This window comes from Streptomyces sp. KMM 9044, from assembly GCF_024701375.2.
GTDB lineage: Bacteria > Actinomycetota > Actinomycetes > Streptomycetales > Streptomycetaceae > Streptomyces.
In genome coordinates this window covers 5,311,491-5,325,936 of the sequence record NZ_CP113910.1, presented here as the reverse complement: position 1 = coordinate 5,325,936, position 14,446 = coordinate 5,311,491, and the positions used below count along the sequence as shown (strand labels likewise).

Sequence of the window (14,446 nt, the reverse complement as noted above, 5' to 3'; positions counted from 1 at the left end):
ATGGCCAAGACGAAGAACGAAGAGCCCGAGGCGGAGGAGTCCGGACTGAGCAGGCTCCGGCAGGAGATGTCCGGCTTCCTCGGTGCGCAGACGGAGAAGCTCGCCGGGAAGGCGAAGGACAAGCTGACCGACGTCACAGGCCGACTGACCGACGTCGCGGAGAACGGCGGGTCCCTGCCCGCGATCGGCTCACGCGTCCTCAAGGGTGAATCGCCGGTGAAGGCGTTCGCCTCGGAAAAGGTCAAGGGGGTCAAGGACGGTGTCGTGGGCAAGGTCAAGGAGACCTTCGGCGGCGGGGGGAAGGGCAAGCGCAAGTCGGGCGGCGGCAAGCTCATGAACATCATCGAGGTACTCGATGTGGGAGTGCCTCTGCGGACCGCTTACGACCACTGGACCCAGTACGACAAATTCAGCGGTTTCGCCAAGGGTGTTCAGGACGTCTCGATGGATGACGAGACGGGCAGCAACTGGAAGGTCAAGATCGGACCGTCTTCGCGCAGCTTCAAGGCGACGGTGCAGGAGCAGGTGCCCGACGAGCGCATCGTGTGGACGTCGGAAGGCGCCAAGGGCACCACGCGGGGTGCCGTGAGCTTCCACGAACTGGCTCCGTCCCTCACCCGTATCGTCCTGGTCCTCGAGTACTACCCGGCCGGGTTCTTCGAGAAGACGGGCAACATCTGGCGTGCCCAGGGGCGCCGTGTTCGCCTGGACTTCAAGCACTTCCAGCGGTACGTCACGCTCACCGACGAGGAGCCCGAGAGCTGGCGCGGCGAGATCCGGGACGGAGAAGTCGTCAAGTCCCACGAAGAGGCTATGGAGGAGGAACAAGAGCGCGAAGAAGGCGAGGAGGGCGAGGAGGGCCCGGAGGCGGAGGCTCCCGAGGACGAGGAAGAAGGCGAGGACGGCTGGGAGGACGGCGAGGCCGAGGACGACGAACTGACGGGCGAGGACGAAGAAGACGAGGAAGACGAGGAAGACGAGGAGGACGAGGAGGACGAGAAGGACGAGGAGGACGAGAAGGACGAGAAGGACGAGAAGGACGAGAAGGACGAGGAAGAGGACGAAGACGAGGAGAGCCCGCCCAAGAAGCGTGCGGCTCCCGCCAAGCGGCGCCCCCGGAGGGCCCGGTGACCGACCTCGACTTCAGGCAGGACGCTTGCTCCCCTGTCCCCGGGCCGCGGAACACCGACCTCGCCGACATCCTCGAGCGCGTGCTCGACAAGGGCATCGTGATCGCCGGCGACATCAAGATCGACCTTCTCGACATCGAGTTGCTGACCATCCGGCTGCGTCTCTTCGTGGCGTCCGTGGACACCGCGAAGAAGGCCGGCATCGACTGGTGGGAGACCGACCCGGCGCTCAGCTCCCGAGCGGCGCGAAGCGCTCTGCAGGCCGAGAACCGCGAACTGCGCGCCCGCCTGGAGGCACTCGAGTCCACCTCCGCATCCGCATCATCGAGCCGGGGAGAAACAGAGGAATGACGGAGCGCAGTCCCAGGGCTTCGGAAACATCGGAAACATCGGAACCGAGCGCCCTCTACGTGTACGCGGTCTGCCGCGCCGACGGAGGGCCGGCCCTCGACGGGGTGTCCGGGGTCACCCGGGGCGAACCCCTGCGTTCGCTGTCCTTCGGTTCCCTCACCGCGATCGTGCAGACCGTTCGGGCGGCCGAGTTCACGGACGAGGCCTGGCAGGAGCGTCTGGCGGACGAGCCCGAGCTCGAACGGTATGCACGCGCCCACCACGAGGTCGTGTCGGCGGTCGCCGCCCAGGCGCCCACGGTCCCCTTGCCACTGGCGACGCTGTACAACGGCGAGGACAGGGCCAGACGCGTGCTGGGCAACGAGTCGGCGCGCTTCCACACCGCCCTGAAACGTATCGCGCACCACGCCGAATGGGGCGTGAAGGTCTACGCGGCCGCCGCTTCGGGAGATGACGCCTCGGGCGGCGGCGAGAGAACGGCGCAGCGGCCGAACCCTCCGGGCGACCGGGGCAGCGGTCCGGCTCCGGGAGCGGGGCGGGCGTATCTGGAGCGCAGACGGAACCTGCGGGCGCGGCGCGAGCAGCACAGGGAGGACTCCCTGCGCGTCGCCGAGACGGTGGACGCGCAGGTGTCCCGCATCGCCACGGCGTCCCGCCGGCTCCGGCCGCACGGTCCCCGAACGGCCGACGGCGACCACCGGGTCCAGGTCCTCAACGCCACCTACCTGGTCGCCGAGCACCGGTCGGCCGAACTGAACATGCTCGCAAGGGACTTGCGGGAACGTACCGGCGCACGGATCGAACTCTCGGGCCCGTGGGTGCCCTACTCCTTCGTGGGAGAGGTGTGAGGGATGACGCACGAGGCTGTTCCCTGGGACACCCCGGGCCCCTTGAGCGGTCCCATCGGGGTGCCGCTGGTCGATCTCCTGGACCGGGTCCTGGCGACCGGGGTCGTCGTCAGCGGGGACCTGGTCATCGCGATCGCCGATGTCCCTCTCGTACGGGTCTCGTTGCACGCCCTGCTGTCGTCGGTCAGCGAACGCGTACCGGCCCCGTGGGCCGACAGCGGGCCGCTGTGACGGCCTCGCGGGTGGACCTGGACTCCGAGCAGGTGGGACGCGATCTCGTCACCCTGGTCCTCACCGTGGTCGAGCTCCTCCGGCAGCTGATGGAACGGCAGGCCCTGCGACGCATCGACCAGGGCGACCTCACCGACGACCAGACCGACGAGATCGGCACCACACTCATGCTGCTCGACCAGCGCATGACGGAGCTCTGCGAGCAGCACGGCGTACGCCCGGAGGATCTCAACCTCGACCTGGGGCCGCTCGGCACCCTGCTGCCCCGGGACTGACGGGGCGGCGATGCGGGCGGAGCAGAGCAGGTGAAGCCGCCGGTCACCACCCGAATGGCGGATGGCCGGCGTCCGGAGCACAGTGGAAACGAGGGCGCAAAACGGCGGAAGACATCTGCCGGCTCCGGACCGCCCTCTCACCGAACGACGCTGTGCGAGGGAACTCATGACGACGACGACCGGCAGTCGGAGCGGTACCGCACTGGACACGAGCGGCGCCGAGGGCGCGACCCGCGGAACGACCACCATCGCGGACACCGTGGTCGCGACGATCGCGGGCATAGCCGTACGCGAGACCGAGGGGATCCACGCCCTCGGCGGCGGTGCCTCGCGAGCGCTGGGAGCGGTCAAGGAGAAGGTGTCCCGCTCCAGTGATCCGAGGCGCGGCGTGAAGGTGGAGGTGGGCGAGAAACAGACCGCCATCGACGTCGACGTCGTGGTGGAGTACGGAGCCCGGATCCGCGACACCGCGAAAGACCTCCGTAAGCAGGTCACGGACGCGGTCGAGACGATGACCGGGCTGGAGGTCGTCGAGATCAACATCAGGGTGCTCGACGTCCATGTCCCGGGCTCCGACGAGGACGAGGACACGGAGGGCGCGTCCTCGTCGTCCCGCGTCGAGTGACACGGCAGCCTTCGTGACGTGCGGCAGGATCCGCGCTGCCCCCGGAGGACCTCCCCGTGCAGCCGGCGCGAACGGCCCGTCGAGACCCTCCGGGTCCACGTCTCCACCCGGGCACCCGCCGAGCAGATGGGCGAGATACTGGGCGTCCACGCCCAGACCGTCCGCTACCGCCTGCGGAACCTGGACAGTTACCTGGGCGACAACCTCGGCGACCCCGACCACCGCTTCACCCTCGAAGCAACCTTGTGCGCCCTCCACCTGTGCGCCCTCCACCTGCGCGGCCTCGACAGCCAGGAGTGACGCCCCGCAGCCGGCCCTCTCCACCGCGGCCCGGGCCGGCTTGCCCACGCACCGTGCGGTGGCGCGACAGGACGTCGCGCCCAGGGGTTGCCGCCGGCAGAGACCGGTGTGCGGCCCGTGCGGCCGGGGGCCGGCCCCACGGGCCGCGCACCGGTCGCCCCGTCAGGTGCCGGGGCACTCCTTCCAGGCCATGTGGTAGGTCGTGCTGATGTCTCCGTCGGTGGAGTCCATGGTCATGAAGCTGACCTTGTCGGGGGACGAGGTGCCGGCGCTGACGCGCAGCTCGGTGTTGATGTTGAAGTTGCGCTGGATGCCGCAGGGGGCGTAGACGAGCTGGGCCCAGTCGGTGGTGTCCGTGGCCTGCCAGTTGTCGTCGTAGGGGCCGGCGAACGAGTGGCTGCGGTACTCCGTGCTCGGGGAGCCCTGGAAGTAGTACGAGGCCCGCTGCATGCCGCTCGCACCGGTCTGGAGGGCGGCGAAGCCGCGGTAGTCGGCGCTGGCGATGGCGTAGGTGAAGCCCTGGGGGACGTGGACGATGAGACTGAGCTGGCAGTTCTTGCGGGATGCCGTGGGGTCGGAGGTGCCGCCCGCCTGGGCGAGGTAGTCGCTGTACGTCACCGTGAACGCGGTGTTGTCCTCGGAGACGGCGACCGCGGTGGTGCCCCGGGGGCAGCCGGAGCCGTTCACCGTGGCGACCTTGATGACGATCTTGTCCGGGGGCGGGTCGACGAACCCGGCGGACGGGTCGTGTGCGGGTGTCGCGGCGATGAGCAGCGCGGCCACCGCGGTACTCAGAAGCAGGCCACCAGCCATGGTTCTCCCTCTTCGTTCAGTGGGGGGTGAGTGGGACGTGACGATTGAAATATCATGCACCTGACAAGGAGCGAGCGGACTTCCGATCCTCGCGCAGGAGGCGTGGAGAGGACGTGAAGTCCGGGAGCGCTCGCATCGTAGGCGGCGCGACGGGGGGCGGACAGGACGAACTCCGGCCATTCGGTCCCGCCGCGCCGGCCCGGCGTTCACAGGGAACGGGCGGGGGGAACAGCCCGCGCGCGTGTCACTCGTACCGGGTGAAACGGACGTACCGGGAACCTGGCGTGAACGCAGTGGTGCTCCGGCATAGACAATGGCCCACCAGGACCACCCGTCCCGGGGGGACCAGGACCATTCGACGGCACCACCCGCGGCCCCATGCGGCCGCACCAGCGGCACAACAGGAGGCGGCTCCCTTGGAGCTCAGCAGGCGTACCTTCACCGCGCTGGCCGGCACGGCGGCGCTCGGCCTCGCGCTGGCCGGCAGCGGGGCGGCAACCGGCTCGCGCGGGGCGCGTGCCGTGCCGACGGGGCCGCCGCCCGCCCCGCCGCGCGCGGACGGCAAACGGCACGAGGTCGGCTTCGACCGGTACTCGCTCCTGGTCGACGGCCGGCGGCTGGTGCTCTGGTCGGGCGAGATGCACCCCTTCCGGCTGCCGGGCCCGTCCCTGTGGCGGGACGTGCTGCAGAAACTGCGCGCCCACGGCCACAACGCCGTCAGTGTCCCCGTCCCCTGGAACCTCCACTCCCCCGCGCCCGGCACGCACGACTTCACCGGCGTCCGCGATCTCGGCCTGTTCCTCACCATGGCCGCCGAGGAACGGCTGTACGTCGTCCTGCGCCCGGGGCCGTACCTCGGGACCGCCGATCTCGACGCCGGGGGCTTCCCCGGATGGCTGACGGTCGCCGAGGGCGCGGCCGGCACCGCCGACACCGCGTACCTGCGGCACGTGGACGCCTGGCTGGGAGCCGTGAACTCCATCGCCGTCCGGCACCTGTTCACCGGGGGCGGCGGCACCGTGCTCCTGTACCAGGTCGAGGACCGGTACGGAGAAACACGCCCCGGGGACGGCGCGGGGGCCTACATGTCCCACCTCTGCAAGAAGGTGCGCGCCGACGGGATCGACGTACCGCTGTTCCACAACGACGGCGGTGCGGACGGGCTGTGGGCACCCGGGTCCTTCCCCGCCGGCACCGAGAAGGGCGAGGCGAACTGGCTGTACGGGTTCGAGTCCTCGCCCGTGCCCGGTGAGGTGCCTGCCGATCTCGGGTACTTCGGCAGGCACGGGACGGGGGCCGGGGCGAGTGCGCGCACGCCCGGGTTCGTGGCCGGGGCCGCCGTCGGCGCGTCCGATCCCTGGGGCGGGGCCACCTCCGCGGGCAGGGGGTACGTGCAGGTGCGCGAGGAGTGGGACCCGGCGCACGAGCGGAGCGGCCTCCTCACCAGCCTCGCCAACGGGATCACCGTGCACAACGCGCGTGTGGTGGCCGGCGGCACCTCGTGGGGGTGGCTGGCCTCGCCGGACGTCTACACCTCGTACGACTACGGGGCCCCGGTCGACCAGGCCCGCCGGCCCACCGTCAAGCTGGGCCCGCTCCACCAGCTCGGGCATCTGCTGCGGACCGTGCCGGACCTCGCCCGCCTCGAACCGGCGTCCGCGGTACGGCCGCAGGACGACCGGCTGAAGGTCTACCACCTGGCCAACCCCGACACCGACGCCCAGGTCTACGTCCTGCGCAACGACTCCGACGACGAGGTCAGGTCGGCGCTGCCGGGCACCGACGTCGACGTGCCGGTCACGGTCGGCCCACGGGACGCCAAGCTGCTCGCCACCGGGCTCGGGCTGGGACGGCGGAAGCTGGCGTTCTCCACCGCGCAGCCCCTGTTCGACGTGACCGTCGGGCGCCAGGACATCGCCGCGTTCGTGGGCCGGACCGGTGAGACGGCGCACGTCGCCCTCGACTGCGGCGTCCAGCCGCTCACCAACCGGCTGGACGTCGAGCCCGCCTGGTCCTACGACCGGGGCAGGCTGAACGTGGTCACACCGCTCGGCGTGGGCGGGCTGAGCCGGGTCCTGCTCGAGGGCGGCGACTCCGACACACCGATGCTGCTGCTGTTCGCCGACGACGCGACCGCCCAGCGGCTGTGGCCCTGCGAGACCCCGTCCGGTCCGCTGCTGGTCTACGGTCCGCCGCTGCTGCGGTCGGCCACGCTGCGCGGCTCCACCGTCCGCCTCACCGGCGACATCACGGGCGAGACCGGCCTGGAGGTGTGGGCGCCCCGCGGGATCACCGCCGTGACCTGGAACGGGCAGCCGGTGCGCACCATGGTCAGCCGGTCCGGGTCCCTGCTGATGGAGGGGCTGCTGCCGGCCACACCCGCACCGTCCCTGCCCGCCCTCACCGGCTGGCGGCGGCGGGCGGAGAACCCGGAGTCCGAGCCGGACTTCGACGACGCGGGGTGGACGGCCGCCGACCGCACCGCATCCGTAGGCACCACGCCCGTGCCCGAGGGGCAGCCCGTGCTGTTCGCGGACGACTACGGTTTCCACTACGGCGACGTCTGGTACCGGGGACGCTTCGAGGACGCGCGCGGCACCGAGTCGGTGTTCCTGTCCTACAGCACCGGTACGCAGGGGCTGTTGATGGCCTGGCTGGACGGACGGCCGCTGGGTACGCACCGGATGCCGGTGCCGGACGAGGACACGGCGGGCCGTGGCACCTGGACCGCGACCGCGGCCTTCCCCGTGCCCGGGAAGCTGCGCGGGCGCGGTGAGCACGTCCTGTCCGTGCTCGTACGGCGGATGCAGCAGGAGGAGGACGGCGCAGCGGGCGCGGGCTCGCGCGGCACGCGCAGGCCGGCCCGCGGACTGACCGGGGTCGGCTTCGAGGGGGCCTCCCCGGAGGTGAGGTGGCGGATCCAGGGGGCCGGGGCGCCGGACCGGGTGCGCGGGGCGCTGAACAACGGCGGGCTGTACGGGGAGCGCGAGGGCTGGCACCTGCCGGGGCACGGCGACGACCGGGACCAAAGCGCCTGGGAGGCCGTGGACCGGCCGCGCGAGGACCGGCGGCGGCAGGGGGTCACCTGGTACCGGACGGAGTTCCGGCTGGACGTCGACCCGGATGTGGACGCCTCGGTCGGGCTCGTCCTCGAGGACGAGCCGGAGCGCGCCTACCGCGTCCAGATCTTCCTCAACGGCTGGAACATGGGCCAGTACGTCAACGACGTGGGCCCGCAGCACACTTTCATGCTGCCGAACGGGATCCTCCGCACACGTGGCGCCAACACACTGGCCCTGGCCGTGCTGTCCGACGGGACCACACCCTCGGGGCCGGACCGGGCGCGGCTGACCCTGGTGGGCGCGGCGCGCGGCGGGGTGCCGGTGGAGGCGGTGGAGTCACCGGGACCCTGACCCCACCGCCTCCCCGGCCCTTTTCCGTGCCTGCCGCTCACGCCAGCCGGATCACGTTCCACGACAGCGGTTCCAGCACGGCTTCGAGCCCGCCGTCGGTCAGGACCGTGCCGTCGACCGGGTGCGGGGCGACCCGCTCCGGTTCGGCGAGGGTGTTGCGTGCGTCGGGGTCGGCGTCCGCGAGGACGGTGTGCTCGACGACCGAGGTGAGGCCGAGGTCTCCGAGGGTGACCTCCAGCGGCAGCGCCTCGGTACGGCTCCGGTTGACGGCGAAGACGGTGACCGCGCCGTCGTCGGCCCGTACGGCGGTGGCGTGCAGCAGGTCGGTCGTGCCGTACTCGGCGGTCTCGTACGTCGGTGAGTCCACACGGACGTCGAGGACCTCGCCGCGCCCGTAACGGGACGTCTGCGCGAAGGGGAAGAAGGTCGTCTGCCGCCAGGCGGGGCCGCCCGGCTCGGTCAGGATCGGGGCGATGACGTTGACGAGCTGCGCGAGGCAGGCGATCTTGACCCGGTCGGCGTGCCGGAGCAGCGCGATCAGGAGCGAGCCGAGGACGACGGCGTCGGTGACGCTGTAGTTGTCCTCGAGGAGACGCGGCGCCTCGGGCCAGTCGTCCTGCGCGAAGGTCGTCGCCTGCTCCTGCCAGCGGGTCATGTACCAGACGTTCCACTCGTCGAAGGAAAGGTTGATCTTCTTCGTGGACTTGAGCTTCGCGCCGACGTGGTCGCAGGTGGCGACGACGTTCTCGATGAAGGACTCCATGTCGACGGCGGAGGCGAGGAAGGAGTCCAGGTCGCCGTCGTGCGGCTCGTAGTAGGCGTGCAGGGAGATGTGGTCGACGAGGTCGTACGTCTCGGTGAGGACCGTCGCCTCCCATGCGGCGAAGGTGGGCATGGACTGGCTCGAGGAGCCGCAGGCGACCAGTTCGACGCCGGGGTCCTGCTGCCGCATCGCGCGGGCGGTCTCGGCGGCGAGGCGGCCGTACTCCTCGGCGGTCTTGTGGCCGGTCTGCCAGGGACCGTCCATCTCGTTGCCGAGGCACCACAGGCGGATGCCGAAGGGGTCCTTGTCGCCGTGCGCGACGCGCAGGTCGGACAGGGCGGTGCCGGCGGGGTGGTTGGCGTACTCCTGGAGTTCGAGCGCCTCGGTGATGCCGCGGGTGCCGAGGTTGACGGCCATCATGGGCTCGGCCTGCGGGCCGACCTTCCGCAGGAAGGCGATGTACTCGGACAGGCCGAAGCGGTTGGTCTCGGTTGAGTGCCAGGCCAGGTCGAGGCGGCGCGGGCGGTCCTCGGCGGGGCCGACAAAGTCCTCCCACCTGTGGCCGGAGACGAAGTTGCCGCCGGGATAGCGGATCGCGGTGACGCCGAGTTCCCGGACCAGGTCCAGGACGTCGGTGCGCAGTCCGTCGGCGTCGGCGGCGGAGTGGCCGGGTTCGTGGATGCCGGTGTAGACGCAGCGGCCGAGGTGTTCGACGAAGGAGCCGAAGAGACGGGGGTCGACCGGGCCGACGGTGAAGGCGGGGTCGAGGGTGAAGCGGGCAGTACGCATGGGGTCCTCTCAGGGGTTCGCGGGTGTCCACGAGGCCGGTACGGGTGCCGGTGCGCCGGCGGGCGCCACTGGCCGGCCGGGCCAGTGTGGGCGACGCCCGCCACGATCCGGCGCTGGAAGTCCGAAGGGACACCGGTTCGCATGACGTGGACCCTCACGGCGCGTAGTCTCGAACGGCCTTGAGATCACCCCGGGGGAACAGGGAACAAGGGAGTAAGCGGTGCGTACCAGGAAGGAGATGCGTCGTCTCGCCGACGCGCTCATCGAGCCCATCCGGGTGCCGGTGCCCGCCGAGCCCGAGGCCCTGTTCAACGCGCTCGTCGACTCCGTCGGCGCCTGGCGGGGGCGTGAAGTCCTGGTCCACCGGGCGGCGTTCCCGCCGCACACCGCGAGCGGACTGTGGCTGGAGCGGGAGAGCCACGACGACGTGGTGGTGGACGAACGGGCCGCCGTGTGGCACCAGATCGTGATCTTCTGCCACGAGGTGTGGCACATGAACCGGCGGCGGATGGAGGAGGAGGCCGGAGCGAAGGCGGGAACGGCATCCGACGGGAGTCCGGGTGGTCCCACGGGACGTCGGCCCGTCGCCGCCCGCACCGACTTCAGCCTCGCCGAGGAGCAGGAGGCCGACCTTTTCGGCATGCTGATGGGCCGTCGGCTGAGGATCTGGCTGGACGCCTCCACCGACTCCGTGTTCGCCGCCGAGGGCGGCGGCTCCGGCGAACCGCAGGACCTCGCCGGACGCATCGGGGCCGCGCTCAACCACCGCGGGACGAGACGATGAACGGCCTGATCAACTACGTGAGCTGCGGGGCGCTGTGGCTCGGTCTGCTGGTGCGGTCCCCGGATCTGCTGCGGCACCGGCACGATCCGTATCTGCGGGCCATCTGCGCCGTGCTGGGGCTGGCCGGGCTCTGCTTCTTCCTCGGGGCCCCGCCGACGGTCGGCGCTGTCAACCGGCTCGGCGGGGTGCCGAACCTGGCGGCGCCGCTGACGTACGCAGCGATCATCGCCTACTGCGCCGCCTCCCAGGTCCTCGTCGTCCACTGGCGCGGCGGTCCCGGGGTGCGCCGTACCTCCCGCCGCTGGATCCTCGCCTGCACCGGCGTCATCGTCGTCGTCGCGGTGGCCTTCGCCCTCGGGGACGCCCCGGTGGAGCGCCGCACCGACCTGGACACCTACTACGCGACGACCCCGTTCCTCGCCCAGATGATCGTGCTGTACCTGGTCACGCACCTCACCGCGGTGACCGTGACCGCGGTGACGTCGCTGCGCTGGGCGCGCCGGGTGCGGGGCGGGCTGCGGGCGGGCCTGACACTGATGGGGGCGGGCGCGCTGTGCGGCGCCGGCTACAGCGTGGCCAAGCTCGTCGCGGTGGCTGCCCGCTGGTCCGGCCGGGACTGGTCGGCGCTCGGCACCGCCGTCTCGCCGGCCGCCGCGGGGCTGGGCGCGCTGCTGACGGTCGTCGGGGTGCTGGTGCCGCTGGTGACGCCCCGGGCGGCCCGGTGGAGCGGGGCCCGGCGGACGTACACCCGGCTCGAACCGCTGGAGCGGGCGCTCGACGACCTGCTCGTCCGCCGCACGCTGCGGCTGCCCCGGCCCCGCCTCACCTCCCCCGCCGCCCTTCTCATGTGGCGCCAGACCAGCATCCACAACGCGCTGAGTCACCTGGACGCCTACTTCGACCGGGACCTGTTCGACCGGACCCGCGCGTCCGCGCTCGGCACGACTGCCGACCCCGAGTGGGCCGAGGCCGCCGCCTGGGCCGCCGTGATCGTCACCGCGGTACGGGACGAGGCCGCCCTCGGACACCACCTGCCGCCGGCCCGCGGCGCCGGGCGGCTCCTCGGCCGGATACCGGGACCCGCCGGACTGGCCCGCGTCGCCGACGCGCTGGCCGGCACGGGACCGGCCGCCCCGGCGACGCGGGCCGGGACGGCTCCTCGGGCAGCCCCGGCGGCACAGACCGCGACAATGCCGCAACCCGCGCCCACGACACCGACCGCACCGGCATCCGCCGCACCGACGGGGGCCACGTGAACCACGACGAACACACCGCCCACGACCGGCAGACCCGCCGAACCGGCCCGAACCACCGGCCCCCTGCCTGGCACAGCACCCTGCGCACCGGCGACGCAACCCGCACCCATCACACCGACCGCACCGACCGCACCGACGGGGGCCGCACGAACCGCGACGGACGTGTCGGCCGTGGCGGGCACGCCACGCCGCGAGGGGGGTGTACGGGATGAGTCTCGTCGTGTATGTGGCGGCCGTCATGCTGGGGATCTCCTCCGTCCTTGTGCGGCGCCGCCCGCGCACCGCCCTGCGCGACCCGCTGACGCTGTCCACCTGCGTGGCGATCGCGCTCGCCGCCGTGGTCTTCGTCTGCGCCGCCCCGGCGACCCTGGCCGCCGTCAACGAGCTCACCGGCGTCCCCAACTTCGGTGCCCCGCTGACCTACGGGATGCTCTCCGCGTACAGCTGCGCCGCGCTCGTCCTGCTCGTCAACTGGCGGGGCGGGCCCCGTGAACTGGTGCGGTGCCTGGTGCTGCGCAGCGTCGCCGCGTACGGGCTGCTGGTGCTCGCCATCGTCGTCCTGTTCGCGCTCGCCGACGCGGACACCGAGCGGCTGACCGACCTCGACACGTACTACGCCAACACCCCGTTCATGCGGGAGATGATCCTGCTGTATCTGCTCGGGCACAGCGCGGCCATGCTGGTCATGTGCGCCATGTGCCTGAAGTGGGCCCGCGAGGTCACCGGGCTGCTGCGCACCGGGCTGCGGCTGATCCTGCTGGGCACCCTGCTGGACGTGGTGGGCTTCCAGCTGACCAAGTACACGGCGGTCGTGGCCCGTTGGAACGGACACGACCTCGATTTCCTGTCCACCGTCGTCGCCCCGCCGATGGCCTCGCTGGGCGCGGTGCTGTGCTCGGCGGGATTCGTGCTGCCGAGGCTGCTGCCGCCGACGCTCGCCCAGTGGCGGGGACTGCTCGACCACCGGCGGCTGGCACCCCTGTGGCACCTCGTGCGGTCGGCGTCCACCGCTCCCAGGCCGCCCACCGCCTGGTGGCAGCTCCCCCAGGTCCGGCTGCAGTGGCGCGAGGTGTCCATCCACGACGCCCTGCTCGCCCTGGCGCCGTACTTCGACCACCGCGTCCGTGAACGGGCGCGGGACGACGCCCTGGCCACCGGGCTCTTCCCCCACGCGGCCCGGCTGGCGGCGGAGGCCGCCATGCTCGCCGATGCCGCGCGCCGGGCCGCCGCCCGCGAGGAACCGCCCGAGGCCGACGGCAGCTACCGGCTGCACGCCACCGAGGTGTCCGGCACGAGCGGTCTGGTGGAACTCGCCCAGGCGCTGGAACGCGTGCGGGACCGCCCTCCCGCCGACGCCACCGCCGCCACCTCACCCCTCATGCCCCCCGCACCCGACGGCGCGGGGCCGAACTCCATGGCTGGACCCATGGCAGAACCCGAGGAGCCCCATGTCGCGTAGAGCTGTCGTCATCGGTGCCGGGCTGGCCGGCATGCTGGCCGCGGCCGCCCTGTCCGACACCGGAGCGGACGAGGTGATCGTGCTGGACCGTGACGATCTGCCCGAGGCCCCCGGGCACCGCCGGGGCCTGCCGCAGGGGCACCACGCGCATCTGCTGATGCCGGGCGGGCTGGACGCGATGGAGGAGCTGCTGCCGGGCGGGGATCCCCGGGGGCGGCTGCTCGCCGCCGGGGCGCACGAGGTCTCCCTCAGTTCGGGCATGCTGGCCCTCACCTCCGAGGGCTGGCTGCGGCGGTGGCGGCGCGCGGGACCGGTGATGCTGACGTGCACCCGGCCGCTGCTGGACTGGGTGATGCGGACCGCGGTGCTGGAACACGCGCCGGTGGAGATCCGCAGGGCGGCGGTGACCGGGCTGACCGGCTCCGCCGGGCGGGTGCACGGGGTACGGGTGGCGGTGGCCGACGACGGCGAACACCGTGACGAGGAACTCGACGCGGACCTCGTCGTCGACGCGAGCGGACGCGGTACGCGGGTCGTGCCCTGGCTGAACGAGCTCGGCCTGTCCGGCATCCGGAAGCGGACCGTGGACTCCGGGCTGGTCAACGCGTCGCGCCTGTACCGGGTTCCGGAGGGTGCAGAAAGGTTCCCGCTGACGATCGTGCAGGCGAACCCGTTCGTCTCCCGGCCGGCGCGCAGCGCGATGGTCATGCCCGTCGAGGGCGGCCGGTGGCTGGTGAGCTGCGGCGGCTCGCGCGGCGGTGAGCCGCCCGCCGACCCGGAGGGCTTCCTGCGGTACATGCTCGACCTGCCGGACCCGATCGTGGGCCGGCTGGTCTCCGGCGCTCAGCCGCTCACCGACATCCATCTGAGCCGGTCGACGAGCAATGTGCGGCGGTATCTGGAGAGGGTGCCCCGGTGGCCGGACGGCTTCGTGGCGCTCGGGGACGCGCTGGCCACCTTCAACCCGGCGTACGGGCACGGCATGTCGGTGGCCGCGTTCGGCGCGCAGGTCCTCGGCCGGGAGCTGAACGGGGTGGCGGGCGACCTCGGCGCGCCCGGTCTCGCCCGGCGGGTGCAGCGGGGTGCGGCACGGGTGGCGGAGGGGGCCTGGGCCATGGCGGTCAGCCAGGACGTGCTGTACCCGGGGGTGCGCGGTGGTACGCCGACCGCCGCCGACCGCGTCGTCTCCGCGTACACACGGCGCGTCACACGGGCGGCCACCGGTTCGTACCCGGCCGCCTCCACGCTCTGGGGCGTCACCGGTCTGCGGACGCCCCCGGCCCGGATGTTCCACCCGGCCACGGTGCTCGCCGCCCTCGCGGGCTCCCCGCTGCCCCCGTCGGCCCTGCCGCCGATGACTCCGGGCGAGCGGAAGGTCCTCGAGCGGCTGGATCGCACGGGGGTCTGAG

The 14,446-nt window shown here is 72.2% G+C and carries 13 protein-coding genes and 1 pseudogene; 12 read left to right on the top strand and 2 right to left on the bottom strand.

The genetic code is table 11. The features are described from left to right. The 7 genes and pseudogenes from HUV60_RS23955 to HUV60_RS23925 form a co-directional block, all read left to right on the top strand. The gene (locus tag HUV60_RS23955) at window positions 1-1,131 is read left to right on the top strand and encodes an SRPBCC family protein (protein ID WP_257849271.1); all 1,131 of its coding nucleotides are present in this window, start codon (window positions 1-3) and stop codon (window positions 1,129-1,131) included. Beyond that, entirely contained in the window at window positions 1,128-1,481 is a 354-nt protein-coding gene (locus HUV60_RS23950) for a gas vesicle protein (protein WP_257849270.1), read from the top strand. The genes HUV60_RS23955 and HUV60_RS23950 overlap by 4 nt, the downstream gene beginning before the upstream one ends. Further along, on the top strand, window positions 1,478-2,329 hold the full coding sequence (locus HUV60_RS23945; RefSeq protein ID WP_257849269.1) for a GvpL/GvpF family gas vesicle protein: 852 nt from the start codon (window positions 1,478-1,480) through the stop codon (window positions 2,327-2,329). Before HUV60_RS23950 ends, HUV60_RS23945 begins: the two co-directional genes overlap by 4 nt. A 3-nt stretch (window positions 2,330-2,332) precedes the next feature. Further along, the gene (locus HUV60_RS23940) at window positions 2,333-2,560 is read left to right on the top strand and encodes a gas vesicle protein (protein WP_257849268.1); all 228 of its coding nucleotides are present in this window, start codon (window positions 2,333-2,335) and stop codon (window positions 2,558-2,560) included. After that, window positions 2,557-2,835: a gas vesicle protein K gene (locus HUV60_RS23935; RefSeq protein ID WP_257849267.1), complete on the top strand. Its 279-nt coding sequence runs from the start codon at window positions 2,557-2,559 to the stop codon at window positions 2,833-2,835. The genes HUV60_RS23940 and HUV60_RS23935 overlap by 4 nt, the downstream gene beginning before the upstream one ends. Before the next feature lie 166 nt (window positions 2,836-3,001). After that, complete coding sequence (locus tag HUV60_RS23930) at window positions 3,002-3,460, top strand: Asp23/Gls24 family envelope stress response protein (protein WP_257849266.1); 459 nt, start codon at window positions 3,002-3,004, stop codon at window positions 3,458-3,460. Between the two features lie 60 nt (window positions 3,461-3,520). Beyond that, a pseudogene (locus HUV60_RS23925) lies at window positions 3,521-3,760 on the top strand (helix-turn-helix domain-containing protein); the annotation flags it as partial. A 162-nt stretch (window positions 3,761-3,922) separates the two neighbouring features. On the opposite strand, the gene HUV60_RS23920 reads toward HUV60_RS23925, so the two are convergent. Further along, a complete protein-coding gene (locus HUV60_RS23920) occupies window positions 3,923-4,573 on the bottom strand; it encodes a DUF4360 domain-containing protein (protein WP_257849265.1) in 651 nt (216 codons plus the stop codon). 416 nt (window positions 4,574-4,989) lie between these two features. Between HUV60_RS23920 and HUV60_RS23915 the strand changes: the two genes are divergently transcribed. After that, window positions 4,990-7,986, top strand: a complete 2,997-nt coding sequence (locus tag HUV60_RS23915) for a glycoside hydrolase family 35 protein (protein WP_257849264.1) — start codon at window positions 4,990-4,992, stop codon at window positions 7,984-7,986. 37 nt (window positions 7,987-8,023) lie between these two features. Here HUV60_RS23915 and arfA read toward each other — a convergent pair whose 3' ends face one another. Continuing rightward, window positions 8,024-9,538: an arabinosylfuranosidase ArfA gene (gene arfA, locus HUV60_RS23910; RefSeq protein WP_257849263.1), complete on the bottom strand. Its 1,515-nt coding sequence runs from the start codon at window positions 9,536-9,538 to the stop codon at window positions 8,024-8,026. Window positions 9,539-9,758: 220 nt separating this feature from the next. Here arfA and HUV60_RS23905 point away from each other — a divergent pair, with 220 nt between their 5' ends. The 4 genes from HUV60_RS23905 (at window position 9,759) to HUV60_RS23890 (ending at window position 14,445) form a co-directional block, all read left to right on the top strand. Then, a complete protein-coding gene (locus HUV60_RS23905) occupies window positions 9,759-10,322 on the top strand; it encodes a toxin (RefSeq protein ID WP_257849262.1) in 564 nt (187 codons plus the stop codon). Further along, complete coding sequence (locus HUV60_RS23900; protein ID WP_257849261.1) at window positions 10,319-11,578, top strand: MAB_1171c family putative transporter; 1,260 nt, start codon at window positions 10,319-10,321, stop codon at window positions 11,576-11,578. Before HUV60_RS23905 ends, HUV60_RS23900 begins: the two co-directional genes overlap by 4 nt. 208 nt (window positions 11,579-11,786) lie before the next feature. Then, complete coding sequence (locus HUV60_RS23895; protein WP_257849260.1) at window positions 11,787-13,037, top strand: MAB_1171c family putative transporter; 1,251 nt, start codon at window positions 11,787-11,789, stop codon at window positions 13,035-13,037. Next, on the top strand, window positions 13,027-14,445 hold the full coding sequence (locus HUV60_RS23890; RefSeq protein ID WP_257849259.1) for an FAD-dependent monooxygenase: 1,419 nt from the start codon (window positions 13,027-13,029) through the stop codon (window positions 14,443-14,445). Before HUV60_RS23895 ends, HUV60_RS23890 begins: the two co-directional genes overlap by 11 nt. Window position 14,446: the final 1 nt, after the last annotated feature.